Here is a 19,454-nt window from a genome sequence, read left to right on the forward strand (position 1 = left end):
TGCCCTGGGTGTTTGGTGTGTCGGGTAGTTTCCGTACCTGTGGATCTCCGCGAGAGCGACGCCGACCGGACCTTTCGCGCCGAGCTGCTCGCATGGCTCGATTCCCACGCGCCCGACCCCGAGGTGCGCGCGGCCGACCCACCCCGGTCATCGGCGGATCTTCGGCCCTGGGCCCGCACGTGGCAGCGCAAGCTCTTCGACGATGGCTGGCTGGTGCCGGGTTGGCCACCCGAGCTGGGCGGGCGCAACGCCACGCCCACCCAGCAGATGATCTACTTCGAGGAGTTCTCCCGCGCCCGCCTCCAGCGCAGCACCAACCCGCAGGGCCTCGGCATCGTGGCCCCGTCGATCAACGACTACGGAAGCGCCGCCCAGCGCGAGGCGTTCGTCCTCCCGACGCTCCGAGCGGAGATCGCCTGGTGTATCGGCATGAGCGAGCCCGACGCCGGCAGCGACCTCGCCGGACTCCAGACAGCCGCTGTCCTCGATGGTGACGAGTTCGTCGTGAACGGCCAGAAGGTGTGGACGTCGGGTGCCCACCACGCCGACTGGTGCCTCCTGTTCGTGCGCACGAACCCTGACGCTCCCAAGCACAAGGGCATCAGCGTCGTCATCGTCGACATGGAGTCCCCCGGTCTCGAGACGCGCCCGTTCGCCGAGCTCACCGACCCCGAACGCACCGACTTCAACGAGGTGTTCCTGTCCGACGTACGTGTCCCGGCAGAGAACCTCCTCGGTGAGATCGACAAGGGCTGGCCCATCGCGGGCGGCTCCCTCGCCCACGAACGGGCGATGCTCTGGATCAACTACGCCTACGACCTCCAACGCGGCGCCGAGGCCCTGCGCGATCTCGGCCGCCGCCCGGCGCCTCACGGCGGGTTGATCGCCGACGATTCCCGCTTCGCCGATCGCGTGGCCGACGCGTACATCGACGCCACCGCCATGCTGGCCCTCGGGTACCGCGGCTTCTCCAAGTTCCTCGCCGGCAAGAGCTCCCCCGAGCACTCGCTGCTGAAGCTGTTCGGGGGAGAGGCCGTCCAACGGGTGTGCCTCGACGGTGTCGAGGCGCTCGGCCCGGCGGCGGTCGACTCGTCGCTCCCGGGCTTCGAGCTCCTGCGTACCGGCTCGTGGGAGACCCAGTACCTCAGCTCCTTCGGCGGCACGATCCCGGGGGGTACGAGCGAGATCCAGCGCAACATCATCGCCGAGCGCGTGCTCGGCCTTCCTCGCTAGGCGACGGCCGGCGGGTGGGGACACATCAGGGGGAACGGATGAGCTCCGCGGCGACGTCGGGTCAGGGCCGGCTCACGCTGGCCGCGATGGTCTTCGCCGTGTCGATGATCTTCATCGACATGACGATCGTCTCCATCGCCATCCCCGAGCTCCAGAAGGACCTCGGGCTCTCGTCAACCGGCGTGCAGTGGATCGTCAACGCCTATCTCCTGTCGACGGCGGCCCTCATCGCCTTCGGCGGGAAGCTCGGCGATCTCATGGGCCATCGGCGTATGGCGATCGTGGGGATCGTGATCTTCGCCACGAGCTCCGCTCTGTGTGGTGCGACACCCGCGGGAGCCGTCGCCGAGCCCTGGATCATCACGTTCCGCGTCGTTCAGGGTGCGGGCGGAGCGCTCCTCTTCCCCGCTGCTCTCACCCTCGTGATCGGTTCGTTCCCGCTCGGCGAACGCGGGAGGGCGACCGCCGTCTTCTTCGGTGTCACCGGCGCCATGACGGCGGTCGGTCCCGTGCTGGGCGGCGTGTTGAGTGAGTGGACATGGCGCTCGATCTTCTGGGTGAACGTCCCCGTGTCGATCATCGCCCTCATCCTCACCTTCAGGATTCCGGCGGATGTCGTGAACGAGCGCGAGAGAATCGACGTCCGCGGCCTCGTTCTCATCGTCGCCGGAATGGGCCTCGCTGTCCTGGGACTCCAGCAGGCCTCGGTCTGGGGCTGGACGTCACCGGCCACGATCGGATCCATCACGGCCGGTGCCGTGCTGCTGGCGGCGTTCGTGCTCGTCGAGCTGCGAACGGACGTCCCCTTGATCAGGATGCAGATCTACGCCCAGCGTGCCTTCGCCGCCGACAACGCCGTGCTGTTCTTCGCGTTCATGGTCTTCATACCGTTGATGTTCTTCGCGAGCACCTATTCGCAGATCGCACTCGGGTGGTCACCGTCGAACGCGGGCACCTATCTGCTCATCATCTTCGGCGGCTTCATGGTTGCTGCCCAGATCGGTGGTCGAATGCTCGATCGAGTGGGTGCGCGACCGCCCGTCGTTCTCGGCTGCGCCCTCGGGTGCGCGGGACTGGTGTGGTGGGCGAGCACGCTCACCGACCTCTCCGTCGGCTCGCAGTGGCCGGCAATGGTGCTCACCGGCGCGGGCCTCGGTCTTGTCATCGGGCAGGCCAACACCGACGCCATCGATCGTGGCCCCCGCCTCAGCCGCGGCGAGGTGACGGGAATCACGCAGACAGTGCGCAACTTCGGAGCCAGCGTCGGGATGGCGGTTCTCGGGACGATCCTCATCACCGCCACGTCGCACCGCGTCGAGGCATCCCTGGAATCTGCGGGGCTGAGCGCCTCCCGCGCCGACGAGGTCGCGGCGGCATTGTCGCAGTCGGGCGGTGGCGACTCCTCCGCTTTCTCCAGCAGCGCGTCCGACTCGAAGAAGGAGGACGAGTTGGCGTCTGCGGCCGCAACAGACTTCGCGGAGGCCCAACAGGTCGTCTACTACGCCGCCGCAGGCATGCTCGCGGTCGGGTTTGCCGCGGCGCTCGTGATCCCGCCCGGTCGCCAGGAAGAGGAGATCGAGGCAACAGGCGGTACAGGATCCGACGCCGGGGTGAGCATATGAAGATCCCGACTGCGATGCGGGCAGCGGTTTACCGGCGACGCGGCGTACTCGAGATCGACACGATCCCTGTCCCCGACCCGGGCCCCGACGAGGTGCTCGTGTCGGTCGAGCACTGCGGCGTGTGTGGCACCGACCTCCACGCCGTCCTCGACGGGTGGGGGATCCCCGACACCATCGGAGGCCACGAGTACACGGGAACCGTCGTGGCCGTCGGGAGTGCGGTGAACGGGTGGGCGCCGGGCGATCCGGCCGTGGGCGGGCCCACGGCCCCCTGCGGTGAGTGCGACTTCTGCCACGATGGCAGGACCTCGCTGTGCGAGAACCGTGCGCCCATGGGTGAGACGGAGTTCCAGGGGGCCTTCGCCGAGTTCGTGGTCGCCCGGGCGGCTGAGCTCCTCCACCCTCCCGACGGACTACCGCTGCGCCACGCCGCGTTGGCCGAGCCGCTGGCCGTGGCGCTCCATGCCCTCGACCGCGCACCGACCGACCCGGCTGCCCGGGTCCTCGTCTCCGGTGTGGGGCCCATCGGCGCGCTGATCATCGCGGTCCTCGCCGCGCGCGGCGTGAGCGACATCGTCGCGAGCGAGCCGTCACCGGCACGTCGTGATCTGGCGGCGCGCCTCGGGGCGTCGGTGTGCGAGCCGGACGACTTCTCCACGCCGGCATCACCCAGCAGAGTCGTTGACGACGCGTTCGACGTCGCCTTCGAGTGCTCGGGCAAGGCGCCGGCGGTCGAGGCGTGTCTCGGGCAGCTCGGTACCACCGGCACGCTCGTCATCGTCGGTGCCGGCCTCGACGTCCCGAGCCTCGATCCCAACAGGATCCTGCTGAACGAGCTCGTGGTCACCGGTTCCTGTGCATCGGGGCCGCCCGACTTCGAGGCGGCGCTGGAGCTCATGGCGAGTGGCTGCCTGCCTCTCGACGACCTCGTCGAGTCCGCCGACGTGCCGCTCGACCGGATGCTCGACGCCCTGAAGGATCTCCAGGCCGGCACGATTCCCGGAAAGGTGCTGATCACGCCATGAGCGACACGACACCGACGACCGCGACCGACCGGATGCGAACGCCGCGCTTCAACCACGTGGCGATGAGCCTTCCGGCCGACCTCCTCGGTGAGGATGGCCGGGCGTCGATCACCGACTTCTACGGGACGGTGTTCGGTTTCGAGGAACTACCCACGATGACCGTCGACCGGGAGCGCCTCGTGCTGTCGGCCTACACCTACGAGCAGTTCGTGTTCCTCATCGCGAACGACGAGCCCATGAGAGCGCCGCGCATGGATCACTACGGCATGTCCGTCGCCACCGAGGTGGAGCTCGACGACATGTTGGCGCGCGCTCGCGAGTACGAGGTGAAGGATGACCGCGTCGACATCGTCGACAAGTCGGTCGACGACCACGGGATGCTCGCGATCACGAGCATCTACGTCGGGTTCCTCCTGCCGATGATGCTCGAGGTGCAGTGGTGGGACTTCCGCGAGGGAGCCGCGACAGCCGATGCCTGAGCCGCAGCACGCTCTGCGGTTCGGCGCGTTCGTCCCACAGGGATGGAAGCTGGAGTACGCGGGCTGGCCCGCGGCTGACGCCTGGCACCGGTCGGTCGAGCTGGCACAGCTCGCCGAGAGCCTCGGCTATGACCACCTCTGGGTGTACGACCACGTCGAGACGGTCCCTCGGCGCGAGCCCGAGGTGATGTTCGAGGCGTTCACGACACTCGCGGCACTGTCGCAGCGGACCGAGCGGGTCGGGCTCGGGCAGCTCGTCACCTGTTCGTCGTACCGGAACGTCGGCCTGCTCGCCAAGGAGGCTGCCTGCGTCGACGTGTTCTCGGGCGGGCGGCTCATCCTCGGCCTGGGTGCGGGATGGTTCAGCGAGGAGTACGAGTCCTACGGCTACCGCTACCCCGGCGACCGTGAGCGCCTCGACGTGCTCGAGGAGACCGTGGTGGCCATCCGGCGGCTGTGGACCGACGCGACCGTCACGATCGACGGCCCCCACCACCACCTCACCGGTGCGCACGCCGAGCCGAAGCCGCTCCAGCGCCTCCCACCGATCTGGATCGGGGGTGGCGGTGAGAGGGTCACGCTGAAGATCGCGGCGCGGCATGCGGATGCCACGAACTGGCAGGTCGGGCCGGCCGAGTTCCGCCACAAGTCCGAGGTGCTCCGTCGGCACTGCGCCGACATCGGGCGTGATTGCGATGAGATCACACGCACCCACGCACCCGACTGCCTGATCGTCGACTCGGCGGCCGAGCTCCGGTCGTGGCTCGACAGCCCCGAGGGCGGGAACCTGTGGAACGAGCAGCCCGACGACGAGTACGTCCGCGACAACTTCGTGGGAACGACGACTGACGTCGCCGGCAAGGTGCAGGAGTTCATCGATGCGGGCTGTCGGGAGTTCGTCCTCTGGTTCCGCGACTACCCCGACGACCGGTCACTGCGACGCTTCATGACCGAGGTCGCACCCCTCGTCGGCGTCTGACACCTCCCGTCGCTGGTGCCGGGGCTCCCTCTCAGGTCCCGGAATCCTGCGGATCCGGCGTTAGCATGACCCGGTGCGGACCTCCCCCGAAGCGATCGACGAGGCGACGCGCGCGCCCGTGCCTCCCCCCACGGCAGCCGACGGCGGCCCGTCGCCCGAGGGCTCCGGTCGTGACCTGATCGGCGGTGTTCCCGGCGGCGTGTTCCCCGCGTGGGTGTGGAAGGCGGCCCCGTTCGTCGTCGGTGCCTTCGTCGTCGCCGGGCTGATCCTCCGCTTCGTGGCGCGCTCGGAACTCTGGCTCGACGAGGCGTTGACGGTCAACATCGCACAGGTCCCGTTCGGCGATCTCGTCGACACCCTGAAGCGTGACGGATCCCCACCGCTGTTCTACGTCCTGCTCCACGTCTGGATCGACCTCTTCGGCGACTCGAATGTGGCGGTACGTGCCCTGTCGGGCATCTTCGCGGTCGCCACGCTCCCTGCCATGTGGTTCGCGGGGCGTCGCCTGGGTGGTCGCACCGTGGCGTGGCTCGCCTTCCTCCTCCTCACCCTGTCGCCGTTCGCCATCCGGTACGCCACCGAGGCCCGTCCCTACTCGCTGCAGATTCTCCTCGTCACCCTCGGTGTGCTCGCGCTGCGTCGCGCCTTCGAGAGGCCCGCACCCGGGCGCCTCGCCGTCGTGGCTCTCGTCACGGGCCTGCTGCTGTACGACGCCTACTGGTCGCTCTACCTCGTGGGCGTCACGGTGGTGTACCTGGTCGTACGGTCGTGGCGCGACGCCGAGCCCCATCCTGCCCGGAGGACTCTCGCTGCAGTCATCGTGGGGTGCGCGACGTTCATTCCCTGGGTCCCGACGTTCCTGCACCAGCTCGAGCACACGGGCACGCCGTGGGCCACACCCATCGCGCTCACGACGGCCACCGGACGTGCGGTCATCGAGTTCGGCGGCGGGTTCGTACCGGCAGGATGGCTCATGGGGCCGGTGCTCGGCCTCGTCGCGCTGCTCGGGGTGTTCGGCGTGGCGATCGACCGTCGCCGGATCGAGCTCGACCTGTTCACCCGACCCGTCACACGCCACGAGGCCGCCGTCGGCTTCGGGACACTCCTCGTCGGTGGGGGCATTGCCTGGGTCACCGCCGGCGCCTTCGAGGCCCGCTACGCCGCCGTGGTGCTACCGATGTACCTCCTCGTCGCCGCCGTCGGGCTCCTGGCCTTCGCCTCCCGCGAGCTACGCATGGTGGTCGTCGTCGCCCTCCTCGCCCTGGGGCTCGCCGGAGGGATCGAGGCCGCCTCCGTGGACCGGACGCAGGCCGGGGAGGTCGCCGACGTCGTCAACAGCCGGGCTGCACCCGGCGACATCGTCGGGTTCTGCCCCGACCAGGTCGGGCCGGCCGTGGCCCGGATCGTCGACGCCGACGTCGACATGCTCGCCTGGCCCGACGGCGCATCCCCCGAGTTCGTCGACTGGACCGACTACGCCGAGCGCAACGCCGCCACCGACCCCTCCGCCTACGCGCAGATCCTCCTCGACGCCGCCGGTGACGACGGGACGGTCTGGCTGGTGTGGGCGGCGGGTTACCGGACCCTCGAGGGGAGTTGCGAGGCCGTGGTCACCGCCCTCCAGGGCGCCCGGCCCGACACGGAGACGATGGTCACCGGCAGCGACGAGTTCTACGAGTTCCAGAGTCTCACCCGATTCGGTCCCCGTGAGCCCTGACACCCCGAGGGCGTCGGTGCCGTGGGGTGAGCGCCTGTCGGACACGGCGTGGCGGTGGGCCACGGAGTTGCGCATCGTCGCCTTCCCGTGGGTCGTGGCCCGGATCCTCACCGTGGCGGCACTCGTCGCCGCCGAGGTCGTGATCGACGAGCTGAGCAGCGGGCCGGACCCGGTGCAGCTGCGCGACGGCCTTCTCGGCTGGGACGCCGACTGGTACAAGGGGATCGCCGGTGACGGCTACGGTGGGGTGGGGGAGGTGGGCCTGCGGTTCTGGCCGCTGTTCCCGCTGCTCGGCCGCGGCCTCTCGTGGGTCCTGGCCGGAAACGTGGCGCTGGCACTGCTCATCATCGCCAACGTGTCGGCGGCGGTGTTCATGGTTCTTCTCCGTCGCCTCGTGCTGCGCGAGACGGGCGACGAGGCACTGGCGATGCGTGCCGTGTGGCTGTCGGCAATCTGGCCGATGGCGTTCGTGCTCGTCATGGGATACGCCGAGGCCCTGTTCCTCGCCCTCGCGGTCGGCTTCTTCCTCTGCATCCGGTCGCGACGGTGGCTGCCCGCACTCGCCCTCGGGATCCTTGCAGGGCTCACACGGCCGTTCGCCATCTTCCTGGTGATCCCGGCGGCGGTGGAGGTCTGGCGCGTCTGGAAGGAGTCGAAGGCCAGGGAGCGGCTCCTCGGGGCTCTGGCCGTCCTGTCGTCGGGAATCGGTATCGGGGTCTACCTGCTGTGGGTGCAGATCGCGTTCTCCGACATGTTCCTCCCGCTCACGCTCCAGAGTGACCCGACGCGGCAGGGCTCGGCGCGTGATCCCGTGTCGAGCCTGCTGGACTCCGCAGGCCAGCTGGTCGAACGGGACCCGGTCATCGACGGGCTGCACGCGTTGTGGGGGGTGTTCCTGATCGCGCTGCTCGTCATCATGTTCCGGCGACTCCCCCTCTCATACGGCCTCTACTCGGCCGCCACCCTCCTCCTGGCGTTGTCGACCAGCAACCTCGACTCACTGGAGCGATACGCGATGGGGGCGTTCCCGTTCTTCATCGCCACGGCCATGGTCACACGCGAGCAGTGGGCCGAGCGCACGGCCGTGAGCATCGCGAGCGCGGCCCTCGCGATCTACGCCCTGCTCGCCTTCACGGGCATCTACACGCCCTGACGCCCACCCCCACCGTTGGGTACGCAACGCCACGGGGATCACGATCCCGGGTCTTCGAGGCCGGTGCCGGTACACTGTTCCGACCCAGGAGCCCGCTCCCCACCGGCCACCGCGCCGACGACGCGCGTGCCCGCGCACACTGTGCCGGCGGCCGGGAACCACCCTCCGGACCAGGACCGCATGAGCCCCACCGCCCGAGCCTCCACGCCATCCTCCCCCGGAACCCCGTCGGAGGCGGACGACCCGCAGGTCGTGATCATCGGCGCGGGCCCGGCGGGGCTCACCGCCGCCTACGAGCTCGGTAAGAAGGGGCTCACCGCCACGGTCCTCGAGGCCGATGACACGGTGGGTGGCATCTCGCGCACCGTGGAGCGTGACGGCTGGCGGTTCGACATCGGTGGCCACCGCTTCTTCACGAAGGTCCAGCCGGTCGAGGACCTGTGGCACGAGATCCTTCCCGACGAGGACTTCCTCCAGCGCCCACGGATGAGCCGGATCTTCTACAACGGCAAGTACTTCGACTACCCGATCAAACCCATGAACGCACTGAGGGGCCTGGGCTTCCTCGAGGCCGTCCGGTGCGTGCTGAGCTACGTGTGGGTGAGGATCAGGCCCCCGAAGGACAGGACCACGTTCGAGGGCTGGACGGCGTCACGCTTCGGGTGGCGTCTCTACAACCACTTCTTCAAGACCTACACCGAGAAGGTCTGGGGCGTCGACGCCGACCAGATCCAGGCCGACTGGGCGGCGCAGCGCATCAAGAACCTGTCGTTGTTCCGGGCGGTGTGGGAGGCCCTGAAGCCCGACTGGTGGAAGCGCCGGCAGGGCAAGGGCAAGCAGGTCACCAGCCTCATCGAGGAGTTCCAGTACCCGAAGTACGGGCCCGGGATGATGTGGGAGCGCTGCCGCGACCTCGTGGAGGCCCAAGGCACCAAGGTCCACATGAACACGCGTGTCACGCGGATCGAGCACAGCGACGGCGAGGTCGTGGCCGTCGAGGCGGTGTCCGACGACGGCGCCACCACGCGCTACCCGGCGACCCACGTGATCTCCTCGATGCCGTTCACGGGCCTGCTGCGCGCCATGGACCCCGCCGTCGACCGCGCCACGGCTTCGGCCGCCGCCGACATCACGTACCGCGACTTCCTCACCGTGGCGCTCGTCGTCCCCGAGGAGGTCGGTTTCCCCGACAACTGGATCTACGTCCACGACCCCGAGGTGATGCTCGGCCGCATCCAGAACTTCGGCTCATGGTCGCCCTACCTCGTGAAGGAGGGTCGCACGTGCCTCGGCCTCGAGTACTTCGTCTTCGAGGGTGATGAGTTGTGGAATGCGCCCGACGACGAGCTCATCGAGCGTGGGAAGCGCGAGCTCCAGGCGCTCGGTCTCGTCGACCCCGCGCGCGTCGAGGCCGGCTACGTCGTGCGCCAGCCCAAGGCCTACCCGACCTACGACGAGACGTATCGCGACAACGTCGAAGTCCTGAAAGGTTGGCTCGCCGCCAACGCGCCCGACGTGCACCCCGTCGGCCGCAACGGAATGCACAAGTACAACAACCAGGACCACTCGATGTACACGGCGATGCTCACGGTCGAGAACATCGTCGACAACGCCGATCACGACATCTGGTCGGTCAATGTCGAAGCCGAGTACCACGAGACATCGGGAAGCAACGGGCCGGCGAAGGCGACGTCGGCCACCGGGCGCGACGCACCCACGATCCCACGCTCTGTCGACCCGGCACGACGCCTGCACGACCACCGCGACGACGACGGCATCGACGAGGCCACGGCGTAGACTGACCCGGTCGGGAGGCCCCATGAAGCGCATCGGGATACTCGTGGTGGCCTACAACGCCGCCTCCACCCTCGCCCACGTCCTCGACCGGATCCCCGACGACTTCCGCCCGCGGGTCTCCGAGGTGCTCGTGGGCGACGACCACAGCCAGGACTCCACGTACCTCGTCGGTCTCGGATACCAGCAGGAGAAGGCCGATCTCCCTCTCACCGTTGTGCGACACCCGCGCAATCTCGGGTACGGCGGCAACCAGAAGGCCGGCTACCAGTGGGCGATCGACAACGACCTCGACATCGTGGTGCTGCTCCACGGTGACGGTCAGTACGCCCCCGAGTGCCTGCCGCAGATCGTGGAGCCCCTCGAGCGCGACGAGGCCGACGCCGTCTTCGGCTCGCGGATGCTCGAGGAGGGAGAGGCCCGCCGCGGCGGGATGCCGCTCTACAAGTACGTCGGCAACCGAATCCTCACGACCTTCGAGAACAAGGTCGTCGGCCTCGAGCTCAGCGAGTGGCACTCGGGCTACCGCGCCTACAGCGTCGCCGCACTGAAGGACATCCCCTTCCACCACAACGATGACGGCTTCAACTTCGACACCCAGATCATCATCCAGCTGCGCGAGGCGTCGAAGCGGATCGCCGAGGTGCCGATCCCGACCTACTACGGCGATGAGATCTGCTACGTCGACGGAATGAAGTACGCGCGCGATGTCTCGAAGGACGTCGTGCGCTACCGGGCACACAAGATGGGCTTCGGCACGGGCGAGATGGCGTTCTCCGACCAGGCGTACGAGCTCAAGGAGTCCGACGGCACCTCACACTCGCGCCTGCTGTCGTGGCTCCGGGGTCGCCCCGCGAGCCGGGTACTCGACCTTGGCTGCTCCGACGGGTCGCTCGCGGAGATCCTCCGGGGGTACGGGCACACCGTCACAGGTGTCGACATCGAGAAGATCGACGGGGTCGGCGAACGGGTCGACCAGTTCGTCGAGGCCGATCTCGACCGGGGAATGCCTGACGAGGTCGGCGACGGGTTCGACGTCGTGCTCGCCGCCGACGTCCTCGAGCACGTCCGTGAGCCCGGAGACCTGATGCGCGAGATCCGGCACCGGCTCCGGCCGGGTGGGTCACTCGTCACGAGCATCCCCAACTTCGCGCACTGGTACCCACGGGCCCGGGTGGGGCTCGGGCGCTTCGACTACGACCGGCGGGGGATACTCGACCGCGGTCATGTCCGGTTCTTCACGCGTCGCAGTTTCGAGCGTCTCGTCGACAGCGTCGGTTTCGACGTCCGGCGCCGCGAGGCCGTGGGGCTCCCGCTCGAGGTGGTCGATCGTGGCTCGGGCGACACCGGTGGTGGTCCCGACGGCCCGGCAGGCGGTAGTCCCGCTCGTGGTGGTGGGGCGCTCGGCGCCGTCGACCGCTTCGGTGTGTCGGTGTGGCCGAACCTCTTCGCCTACCAGTATCTCTACGAGCTCGGAGCTCTCCCCGCCTCCGACTGATCGAGCTCCGCCAGCAGCTCGTCGCACACCGGGGTCTGCACCGGTAGCTCCTCCAGGTCGGCACTCAGCGTCGGCGTGACGTCGGGGTAGCCGACGACGTTTTCGCCCACGGTGACCTCACGCGGGCCCGTGTAGAAGGTCTCGAACACGAGTTCGTCGTCGAGCCGGACGAGGATCGACGACACCCGCGGGTCCATCACGAGATCGAGGGTGTAGGTCTTGTCGAAGTCGATGTCGATCGGCAGGTACTCCTGCTCGTCGCGGGTCGTCGCGAGGTCCTCGAAGGGCTCGCCGTCGTAGCCGAAGATGACCTGTCCGTCGCCGAGGTGCCGCATCCAGACGATGTCGGGCTGCTCGGGCGTGCCGGACACCAGGATGGGCTCGCGTGTCCCCGCCGGCTGCTCCTCGAACGTCGCCTCGAAGACGAAGCGCCCGGTCTCGGGTGTCCGCTCCACGGCGTTCCAGTTGGTCCACTTCACGTCGTTGGTCTCCTGGCCGTCGGAGAGGTACATGCCGTCACAGTCCCCGATGATGAAGAGATCGCCGCTGGAGCCGCTGTCGGGCAGCTCGTCACCCACGGCGACGTTGGAGAGGTCGTCGATGCCGAGGGCCGAGTTGACGGCGTGGGTGGTGTCGATCCACCCGGCGATCCGCTCCTCGGGGACGTTGGGTGAGTACGCCCGTTGGAACAGCAGCGCCAGTGACGTGTTGGTCCACACGGTGAAGAGCCCGAGGACGACGAGACAGGCGACGGCGGGACGGATCCACCACGTCGTCACGCGCAGGTCCTTGTCGTCGAAGTAGCGCCACAGCAGGTACATCCCAGCGCCGCCGCCGATGACGAGGAACGGGAACGCGTCGGCGATGTAGCGGTTCGAGATGTAGCCGAAGGGCAGCAGGGTGAGGGCCCCGGCCGCGGCGCCGAGCAGCGGGACACGAACGACGCTGAGAGCCCTGCGGGCCGCCGTACGGGCGGGGCGCACGACGGCGTAGACCGCCGGGGCGGTGAGGGCCACCCAGAAGGGGAGTGAGGACGGGATGCTCGACGACCGGTCGAAGAGGTCGAGCTTGAAGCCGCCGATGACCCGTCCGGGGAACGGGGGGAAGTCGACGAACGGGAACGTGCCGGTGAACGAGAGGGCGTCGGGTCGCAGGTACTGGAGTGCAGTGGTGGGGATGAACTTCAGGCCGAAGAGAGTTCCATCGTTCTCCTCGAGGAACGCCTGGCGACCGCGGTCGACGATCGAGAAGTTCTGCTCCCAGAACGGGATGCTGAAGAGCGACTCGAACTTCATGTAGTTGACCGCCGCGTAGGAGACGACCGGAAGCAGGCAGACAACGGCGGCGGCAACGAAATAGCGCGGGTTGCCCGCGATCTGGCGGGGGGACAGCCAGGCGAGCCGCTCGCCCCAGGTCGTGACCCAGCGGGGTTCGTTGTGATCGGGTCGTCGTGCGACGAGGGCCTTCCGGAGCCACGCGACGCCGAGGCCGAGCGTGAGCAGCCCCACAGCGGCGACGGGGCCGAGCCCGATCGAGGCACGTGACGAGATTGCTGCAATCGAGAAGAAGGCGACCCAGGCCAGTTGTTTCGGCGAGGGTTTCAGGTAGAAGCCGAGGATGGCGTCGAACGCGGCGATCGAGAGAGCGACGCCCCACATGATCGCCTCGTGGTACACCCACGCCCGGCTCGCCGTGTAGAGGAGACTCGAGCCGCCCCCGAGGACGAACATGAAGAAGACGGTGAACGCGAACTCGCCGTTTCGCACGGGTGCGCGCGGCCGGATGATGTTGCGCAGCTTCCACAGGAGACGTGCGGAGAACACGACGGCAACGGCGAACGCCGCCAGCATGGAGAGGGCGGTGAGCCGTCCGTAGAAGGAATCGGTGACGGCGAAGACGGGCACGCGCAGAAGGGCGGGCCACGGGCCCTGGTACATGTAGGTCCTGCCCTCGTGGCCGAACGACTCGATGCCGAGGATCTTCTGCTCGATGTCCCAGTGGCCGTCGAGCCAGCTCTCGGCCTGGGCGTCGTAGAAGGAACCGACCTTCTGCCACTGGGTGAAGTCGAAGGTGCCGGCGCTCACCATCCATCCGAAGGCGATGGCGCCGAGGAGGCCACCCACCACCACGGCGGTCGTGAAGCGCTTCTTGGCGAGGGCGCGGACGATGGGATCGGGCGGCTCGCCGGTGGACGTGGCCTCCGGGCCGTCCTCGGGCGCGCGGTCCCGGTCGAGAAGGTCCTGCGCCATCCGGGGATTCTACTGAACCGGGCTCCCGGAGCCCCGTCGGGAGCCGGCAGTTTCGGGACGTGCACCGAGGCGGCCGAAGACGATGTCGACCGCCAACAGGATGATCCCCGACAGGGCGAGGCGGTGGCCCAGCTCCTGCTCGTTGGCCCAGGCGAAGTCGGGGACGTGGGGGTCGGTGACCTGTCCGATGATCGCGCTCAGGAAGGCGAGGAACACCAGCACGAGCGCGGTCCCGGCTACGGTCGCCCGGCCACCGCGTGTGGTGCCGGCGACCAGTGTGACGGTGGCGAGCAGCAGCCCCCAGCCGGGCCCGACGAGGAGCACTCCCGCGAGCGCCGCCGCGGCGACGGTCAGGATGCGGGATGTCAGGCTGCGCAGGGCCGGTTCCCCGGTGGAGGGTAGTGCCAGGGCGGGGACGGCGGTGCCGGACACGGCCCGGTCCGCCTCGCTGATGCGTCTCCCACGCCAGACCAGGACGAGGCAGAGGAGGGCCGCCAGAGCGGTGACGGCGATGCCGGCGTACACGATCTTCTGTGGCGCCCACGTCACGGAGATGTCTCGCCTTCCGGCGGGTTCGAGCAGCCATCCGTTGGCGTACCCGTCGACCAGAGTTGGAGATCCGAGCGAACCCTCTCCCGCGACGTCGGCCTCCCAGCCGTCGTTGTGACTCTGGCCGAGAACGAGCCAGAAGGCCTCGTCGCTCGCCGCTGTGGTGGCGTCGTAGCTCACGCGCCCCGTGTCGGTCACCTCGATGTCGGGCCCGAGCGGCGGAATCGTGGGTTCGGGAAGCGCTCCGTTCGTCACCGGAACGGGGGATCCCCCGGGTTCGGAGGCCAGCACGACTCGGTCGATGTCGATTCCCGAGTCGCGGCCCATCGCCGCTCGCAGCTCATGGTCGCCGGCGTCGAGACGCAGCTGCGTGTCGCACATCTCGACAGCGAGCGGCTCACGGGCCACGGCATCGCCCGCCCCGCCCACGAGCCGTACCGCAACTGCCGCGCCGTCAACCGTCAGGAGGTCGTCGCGGCACGTGTCCGAGAAATCTCCCGGGTAGGGGTTGAGAGACCCGGTCACGACCCCCGGGATGCCCAGCTCCGCGATGGCGACGGGGAGCTCGATGGGTCCCTGGCTGAAGTAGTCGGTCGTCACGACGGGTCGGATGTCGTCGATGCGCACGGTCACGGAATCGCCCGTCAGTGTCGGGAAGGTCACGGGGGTCGTGAGTGCCCGGTTGTCGGCGTCCTGGTCCTGGAGAGGGGGGATCTCGACGACGCGTTCCTCGCCGCCCGCCGAGACCGTGATCTGCGTCGGTACCGAGTGGCGTCCGTCGGCCACGAGCTCCAGGTCGAGACGGTCGAACGACGCAGTCTCGGCCAGGTCCACGGTCACGGATGCCCCGACGTTCTGGAGGAACCCCGGCGTCCAGCGCGTGTCGGGATCGCCGTCGACAGCCGAGCGCGCCCGCGAGGTGAGCGAGCCGGGGAGCCGGCTGGAAGACCGCGCCGAGACCACCATGTCACCGTCGGCCGGGAGTCCGAGAGCGTCGTCGATCTGCTCGTCGCTCGCGGCGGCCGAGAGGCGGGCAGTTCCCGACAGGGAGAACTGACGCGTCGCGGGGACGGTGAACAGCCGCGAGAGGCTCAGCTCCTCGTCGGGTCGGAGTGGTTCGGCCGGGTTGGAGCGCAGGCGGGTCATCACGTAGGAGAGGGGCGTGTCGAGGGCCGCCGCGCCGCCGTCGCCGAGAACGTCGGTCAGGTTCACGGGAAGGCGAATGATCTCGTCGAAGGTGACCCCGGGGATCCCCACCTCGGCGAAGCCGACCGGGGTGAGGGCCTCGTCCTCGGAGGGGTCCTCCACGCCGGTGTCGGTGATCTCGATCTCGACCTCGGAGAACGTCGTCTCGTCGAACACGACTCTCTGGCCGTCCGCGGTACGCGATTCGGGACCCAGGTCTACGGTGAAGGGTTCACTGCCGTCCAGCGTGATCTTCACCTCGCGGATGCTGAACGTCCCGAAACTGTTCTGCGTCTGGAGGAGATCGAGGTGGTCGGTGGTGACCGGCTCGTCGGTGGTGATCACGAGCCGCTCGCCCTCGCCGTCGAAGAGCGGTCCCACCTGCCACGCCGTCGCGGGATCCCCATCGATGGCGGCCGCCGGCCGCACGGCCGGATCGAAGGTCTGCGGACCGCCGTAGGTCGTGGCCGAGGCGCTCGCACCGCCATGGAGAGCGATGGTGCGGGTGTCGTCGCTCGCATCGGGGAAGACCTCGAGGACGGCCTCACCCTCACCGGCCCCGCTGCCCACGAGCTCGTCGTCCACTGTCTCGGTGAACCCGGTGTTGCCCCGGGTGGAACGCCACCGGCGCTCGCGGAGGCGGTTCGTGTCGGTGACGATGACGGCGCCGTCATTGCCGAGGGACGTTGCCAGCAGGTCGGGATCGTCTTCGAGCGTGGCGCCGAAGAGGAGGAGCTCCTCCCCGTTGATGAGATCGGCCGCGGCGGCGTCGAGCAGTCCCTCGGCGTCGCCGTCGAGCAGGACCGGGTTCTGCGCCGACTTGGTCGTGACGACACCGTCGACGCCGGCCACATCGAACAGCACGACGGGAGGTGGGTCGGCCACGTCGGTGGGGAGGGCGAGCGCCTGCTCGTCGAGCAGGGGGAAGTCGGGCCCGGCGACGTTCTCGACGGGCTCACCGAAGCCCTGCGGGTCGCCGAGGCCCTCCGGCGGTGGCGTGAGCTGCGACCACAGCGCGCGGGGGCGTGGCGCCAGGTAGCGCTCGTAGGCGAGGTCGGAGCGCAACAGGACCGTCCGGGCGTCGAGCAGACGTGCCGCCACGGGGAGGACCTCGGGCTCGAACACCCCCTCCTGCATGCGCCGGTCGAGGGCGATCATGAGGTCGGCCGACGGCGCCGATCCGAACGGGATCTGCTCGCGGGCGGCGACACCCGTGTCGAGAAGCCCGACGCTGACCGGGGCGTCGTAGGTGGTGCCCCAGCGGTAGGCGGCGAACTGGATGCCGGGGATCTCCAGGATCCTCACGTCGGCGGGATCCGTGCTCCCGGCCGCGCGCTCGTTGATGACGTCGGCTGCCTGCTCCCAGTACTGCGGCAACTCCTCGTCGCGGTCGAAGTTGCGGTCGACGAAGTCGCCGGTCGCGAGCGCCGGGAGGTTCACGACCGCGAGCAGTCCGACGGTCACCGCCGCTGCGAACCCGGCACGGGGACGGCGGACACGTAGGGCCGTTGTTGCCGCACCGATCAGGACGGCGAAGCCGAGAACGAGCAGCGGTACCACGCGCGACGATGACCGGAGAGCCAGTCCGGCGGTGGAGTCGCCGGCGAAATCGGAGAACGCCTCACCGAGTGGCGCCGGGTCGCCGGGCGGGTAGGTGCCGACGCCGATGACCACGCCGACCACGACGAGCGCGGCGAAGTAGGCGCGGTAGCGCCACTTCAGGAGGAATGCGGAGACGAGGCCGATCGCCGGGAGCAGGAAGCTGACGGTCAGAAGCCCGGGGTTCTGGAGATAGGCGACGGCGGCGGCGATGTTGGGTTGGAGCCCGTCGCGGCCGTAGAAGAGCCAGTAGCCCAGCCCGCGAAGGACTTCGGTCGCGGTCGATGTGGTGGCGACCTGGTCGACAGTTTCGCCGTAGAGGAGCACGGGCAGCCCGTAGCGGCTCTGCACCATCAGCGCCACGACCCACCAGACCGACACGGCGACGGTGAGCACACCGATGCGGAGCGCGGCGGCGATCGCCTCGCGGCCTGAGGCCTCACGTGTGACCCATACCGCGAACACCAACCAAAGGACCGGCGCGATCCCGACGAGGACCAGCGCCGTGGCGTTGACCCCGCCGATGGCGAGTGCCACGAGCCCGAACAGTGCGGGAGACCGCCACCCGCCGGTGCGAACGGCGCGATGGGTGAAGGCCACGAGCCAGGGCAGACCGGCCCACGGGAGGATGAGGACGGATGTCCGCGGCGCGTACTGGAGGATGTACGGGCTGAGCATGAACACGAGCGCGGCCACCATGGGGCCCAACCCGCGCCAGCGCAGCGTGCGCGCCAGGTAGAGAACCCCGGTGCCCGCGGCGAAGAGGATCGTGCCCAGCCACAGGCGCTGTGCGACCCACACCGGGATCCCCAGGAGCTCGGTGAGCCGAAACCACGTTCCCATCGGGAAGGCCAGCCCGAGGTTCTGGTGGGTCACCGTCCCGAGGTGGGTGGACGTGTCCCACAGGGAGAGGGCCCGTGGCACGAAGCCGCCGGGGTCGAGGTAGATGAGCTGCCTCGTGTCGGCAGCCACGCGTCCGGGCGCAGTGAGGAGAAGCGGGATGTAGGCGAGGGCAGCCAAGCCGCCATAGGACATCGCCGCGACCGCGCGCTGCGACAGCCCCGACGACGGCGCGCTCGGTGCAGGATGCCGGTCGTGGTTGCCGACGGTGGCCGCCCCGGAGTCGGTCATCGTCTCCGGTGCCGGAGGGCTTCGTCGGCCAGGACCCGGAGGATCTCGAGGGCTGTCCGGTCCCAGGTGAACTGACCGGCGTGGGCGACGGCCCCCTGGCCGAGCCGTGCCCGGAGTGCGGCGTCGTCGAGGACCCGGGTGATCTTCGGCGCGAGGTCGGCGGGTGTGTCGGCGAGGAGTCCGCTGTACCCGTCGGCGACAGCGTCGACGTGGCCGGCGATGCGGGTGACGACCGCCGGTGTGCCGCACGCGGCCGCCTCGGTGATCGTCATGCCCCACCCCTCGGCACCCGACGCACTCACGAGGAGCCAGGCGCGTCGGCACCACTCGAGGAGCGCTTCGTCGTCGACGTGGCCCGTGAAACGGACCCACGACTCCATCCCACGCTCGTGGGCTGCCGATTCCAGCGCGGCCCGCTCGTAGCCGTCGCCGATGATTGCCGCCTCCAGGTCGCGGTGTCGCTCGTGGACCACGGCCAGGGCGTCGAGGAGCGCGGGGATCCGCTTGTGGGGGACGAGTCGCCCGACGGCGATGACGAGCGGATGGGGAGAGCGCTCGGCCCCGGGCGTGAAACGCGGGTCGACGCCGTTGGGGACCGCCGACACCCTGTCGGGACGGATGCGCAGGTGTTCCACGATCTCACGGCGGGACGACTCGGAGGGTGTGAGGATCCGCGACCGGTGGTACAGGATGGGTGCGATCCTCAACTCCACGGCTTCCCCGATGCGTGCGAGGCCGGGTGTGAGGGCCTGTCGCCACATCTGGGCGTGGACGTGGTGGATGAACGTGACCCGCGGGCCGCGCGCCCACAGCGGCGTGAAGAACGGCATTCCGTTCCAGACCTCGAGGAGGGCGTCGCGGGGCCCGAGCCCGCCGAGGAGGCCCGAGAGTGCCACATCGGGAAACACCAGGTGCCGCCCGGATCGGCGCTCGACGCGGTAGCCGTGGCGCATGCCGGTGGGTAGCTGACCCTGGGCGTGGGACGTCCGCATGGTCACGTCGATCCCGGCGGCAGCCCAGCGCCGCGCCACCTGGTCGGCGTGGACCTCCGATCCGCCGGCCTCCACGTCGTCGAGATCACGCCACGCCAGGATGTGGATGCGGCGTAGCCCGGCCTGCTCCGCGATGTCGCCGAGTTTGACCGCAGGTGGCGGCGGATCAGTCACAGACATCGGGGTCGTCGGACATGGGGGCTCCCGGGCCGGACCGACCCCGCGTGCTTCGGAGAAGGTCTCGCGAAG

12 protein-coding genes are annotated in these 19,454 nt (G+C 69.2%); 9 read left to right on the forward strand and 3 right to left on the reverse strand.

The window, feature by feature from the left end:
- Positions 1 to 39: 39 nt before the first annotated feature.
- The 9 genes from R3A49_01515 to R3A49_01555 all read left to right on the forward strand — a co-directional run bounded on the left by R3A49_01515 (position 40) and on the right by R3A49_01555 (position 11,500).
- Positions 40 to 1,233, forward strand: a complete 1,194-nt coding sequence (locus R3A49_01515) for an acyl-CoA dehydrogenase family protein (GenBank protein MEZ5169410.1) — start codon at positions 40 to 42, stop codon at positions 1,231 to 1,233.
- 38 nt (positions 1,234 to 1,271) lie between these two features.
- Positions 1,272 to 2,855, forward strand: coding sequence for an MFS transporter (locus tag R3A49_01520; GenBank protein MEZ5169411.1), 1,584 nt, complete (start codon positions 1,272 to 1,274; stop codon positions 2,853 to 2,855).
- A gap of 14 nt (positions 2,856 to 2,869) precedes the next feature.
- On the forward strand, positions 2,870 to 3,880 hold the full coding sequence (locus R3A49_01525) for an alcohol dehydrogenase catalytic domain-containing protein (protein MEZ5169412.1): 1,011 nt from the start codon (positions 2,870 to 2,872) through the stop codon (positions 3,878 to 3,880).
- A complete protein-coding gene (locus R3A49_01530; GenBank protein ID MEZ5169413.1) occupies positions 3,877 to 4,359 on the forward strand; it encodes a hypothetical protein in 483 nt (160 codons plus the stop codon). Before R3A49_01525 ends, R3A49_01530 begins: the two co-directional genes overlap by 4 nt.
- Positions 4,352 to 5,338 carry a TIGR03560 family F420-dependent LLM class oxidoreductase gene (locus R3A49_01535; protein MEZ5169414.1) on the forward strand — a complete coding sequence of 329 codons (987 nt, stop codon included), beginning with the start codon at positions 4,352 to 4,354 and terminating at the stop codon, positions 5,336 to 5,338. Before R3A49_01530 ends, R3A49_01535 begins: the two co-directional genes overlap by 8 nt.
- Positions 5,339 to 5,411: 73 nt before the next feature.
- Positions 5,412 to 7,055: a glycosyltransferase family 39 protein gene (locus tag R3A49_01540; GenBank protein MEZ5169415.1), complete on the forward strand. Its 1,644-nt coding sequence runs from the start codon at positions 5,412 to 5,414 to the stop codon at positions 7,053 to 7,055.
- On the forward strand, positions 7,045 to 8,208 hold the full coding sequence (locus tag R3A49_01545) for a hypothetical protein (GenBank protein MEZ5169416.1): 1,164 nt from the start codon (positions 7,045 to 7,047) through the stop codon (positions 8,206 to 8,208). Before R3A49_01540 ends, R3A49_01545 begins: the two co-directional genes overlap by 11 nt.
- Before the next feature lie 180 nt (positions 8,209 to 8,388).
- Positions 8,389 to 10,005 carry an NAD(P)/FAD-dependent oxidoreductase gene (locus R3A49_01550; GenBank protein ID MEZ5169417.1) on the forward strand — a complete coding sequence of 539 codons (1,617 nt, stop codon included), beginning with the start codon at positions 8,389 to 8,391 and terminating at the stop codon, positions 10,003 to 10,005.
- A gap of 22 nt (positions 10,006 to 10,027) precedes the next feature.
- A complete protein-coding gene (locus tag R3A49_01555) occupies positions 10,028 to 11,500 on the forward strand; it encodes a bifunctional glycosyltransferase/class I SAM-dependent methyltransferase (protein MEZ5169418.1) in 1,473 nt (490 codons plus the stop codon).
- Here R3A49_01555 and R3A49_01560 read toward each other — a convergent pair.
- Genes R3A49_01560 through R3A49_01570 form a run of 3 tightly spaced genes read right to left on the reverse strand, consistent with a single transcriptional unit; the run spans position 11,467 to position 19,379 of the window.
- The gene (locus R3A49_01560) at positions 11,467 to 13,749 is read right to left on the reverse strand and encodes a hypothetical protein (protein MEZ5169419.1); all 2,283 of its coding nucleotides are present in this window, start codon (positions 13,747 to 13,749) and stop codon (positions 11,467 to 11,469) included. The two genes, R3A49_01555 and R3A49_01560, sit on opposite strands and share 34 nt — an antisense overlap.
- Before the next feature lie 9 nt (positions 13,750 to 13,758).
- A complete protein-coding gene (locus R3A49_01565; GenBank protein MEZ5169420.1) occupies positions 13,759 to 18,213 on the reverse strand; it encodes an alpha-(1->3)-arabinofuranosyltransferase family protein in 4,455 nt (1,484 codons plus the stop codon).
- Complete coding sequence (locus R3A49_01570; protein MEZ5169421.1) at positions 18,210 to 19,379, reverse strand: glycosyltransferase family 4 protein; 1,170 nt, start codon at positions 19,377 to 19,379, stop codon at positions 18,210 to 18,212. The genes R3A49_01565 and R3A49_01570 overlap by 4 nt, the downstream gene beginning before the upstream one ends.
- Positions 19,380 to 19,454 lie beyond the last annotated feature (75 nt).

Source organism: Acidimicrobiia bacterium, assembly GCA_041394025.1.
In the GTDB taxonomy this organism is placed as follows: domain Bacteria; phylum Actinomycetota; class Acidimicrobiia; order IMCC26256; family JAOSJL01; genus JAOSJL01.

Coding starts and splice junctions, on each gene's coding strand:
- R3A49_01520 (MEZ5169411.1), top strand. CDS start 1,272: ATGAGCTCCGCGGCGACGTCGGGTCAGGGCCGGCTCACGCTGGCCGCG.
- R3A49_01525 (MEZ5169412.1), top strand. CDS start 2,870: ATGCGGGCAGCGGTTTACCGGCGACGCGGCGTACTCGAGATCGACACG.
- R3A49_01530 (MEZ5169413.1), top strand. CDS start 3,877: ATGAGCGACACGACACCGACGACCGCGACCGACCGGATGCGAACGCCG.
- R3A49_01535 (MEZ5169414.1), top strand. CDS start 4,352: ATGCCTGAGCCGCAGCACGCTCTGCGGTTCGGCGCGTTCGTCCCACAG.
- R3A49_01550 (MEZ5169417.1), top strand. CDS start 8,389: ATGAGCCCCACCGCCCGAGCCTCCACGCCATCCTCCCCCGGAACCCCG.
- R3A49_01555 (MEZ5169418.1), top strand. CDS start 10,028: ATGAAGCGCATCGGGATACTCGTGGTGGCCTACAACGCCGCCTCCACC.
- R3A49_01560 (MEZ5169419.1), bottom strand. CDS start 13,749: ATGGCGCAGGACCTTCTCGACCGGGACCGCGCGCCCGAGGACGGCCCG.
- R3A49_01565 (MEZ5169420.1), bottom strand. CDS start 18,213: ATGACCGACTCCGGGGCGGCCACCGTCGGCAACCACGACCGGCATCCT.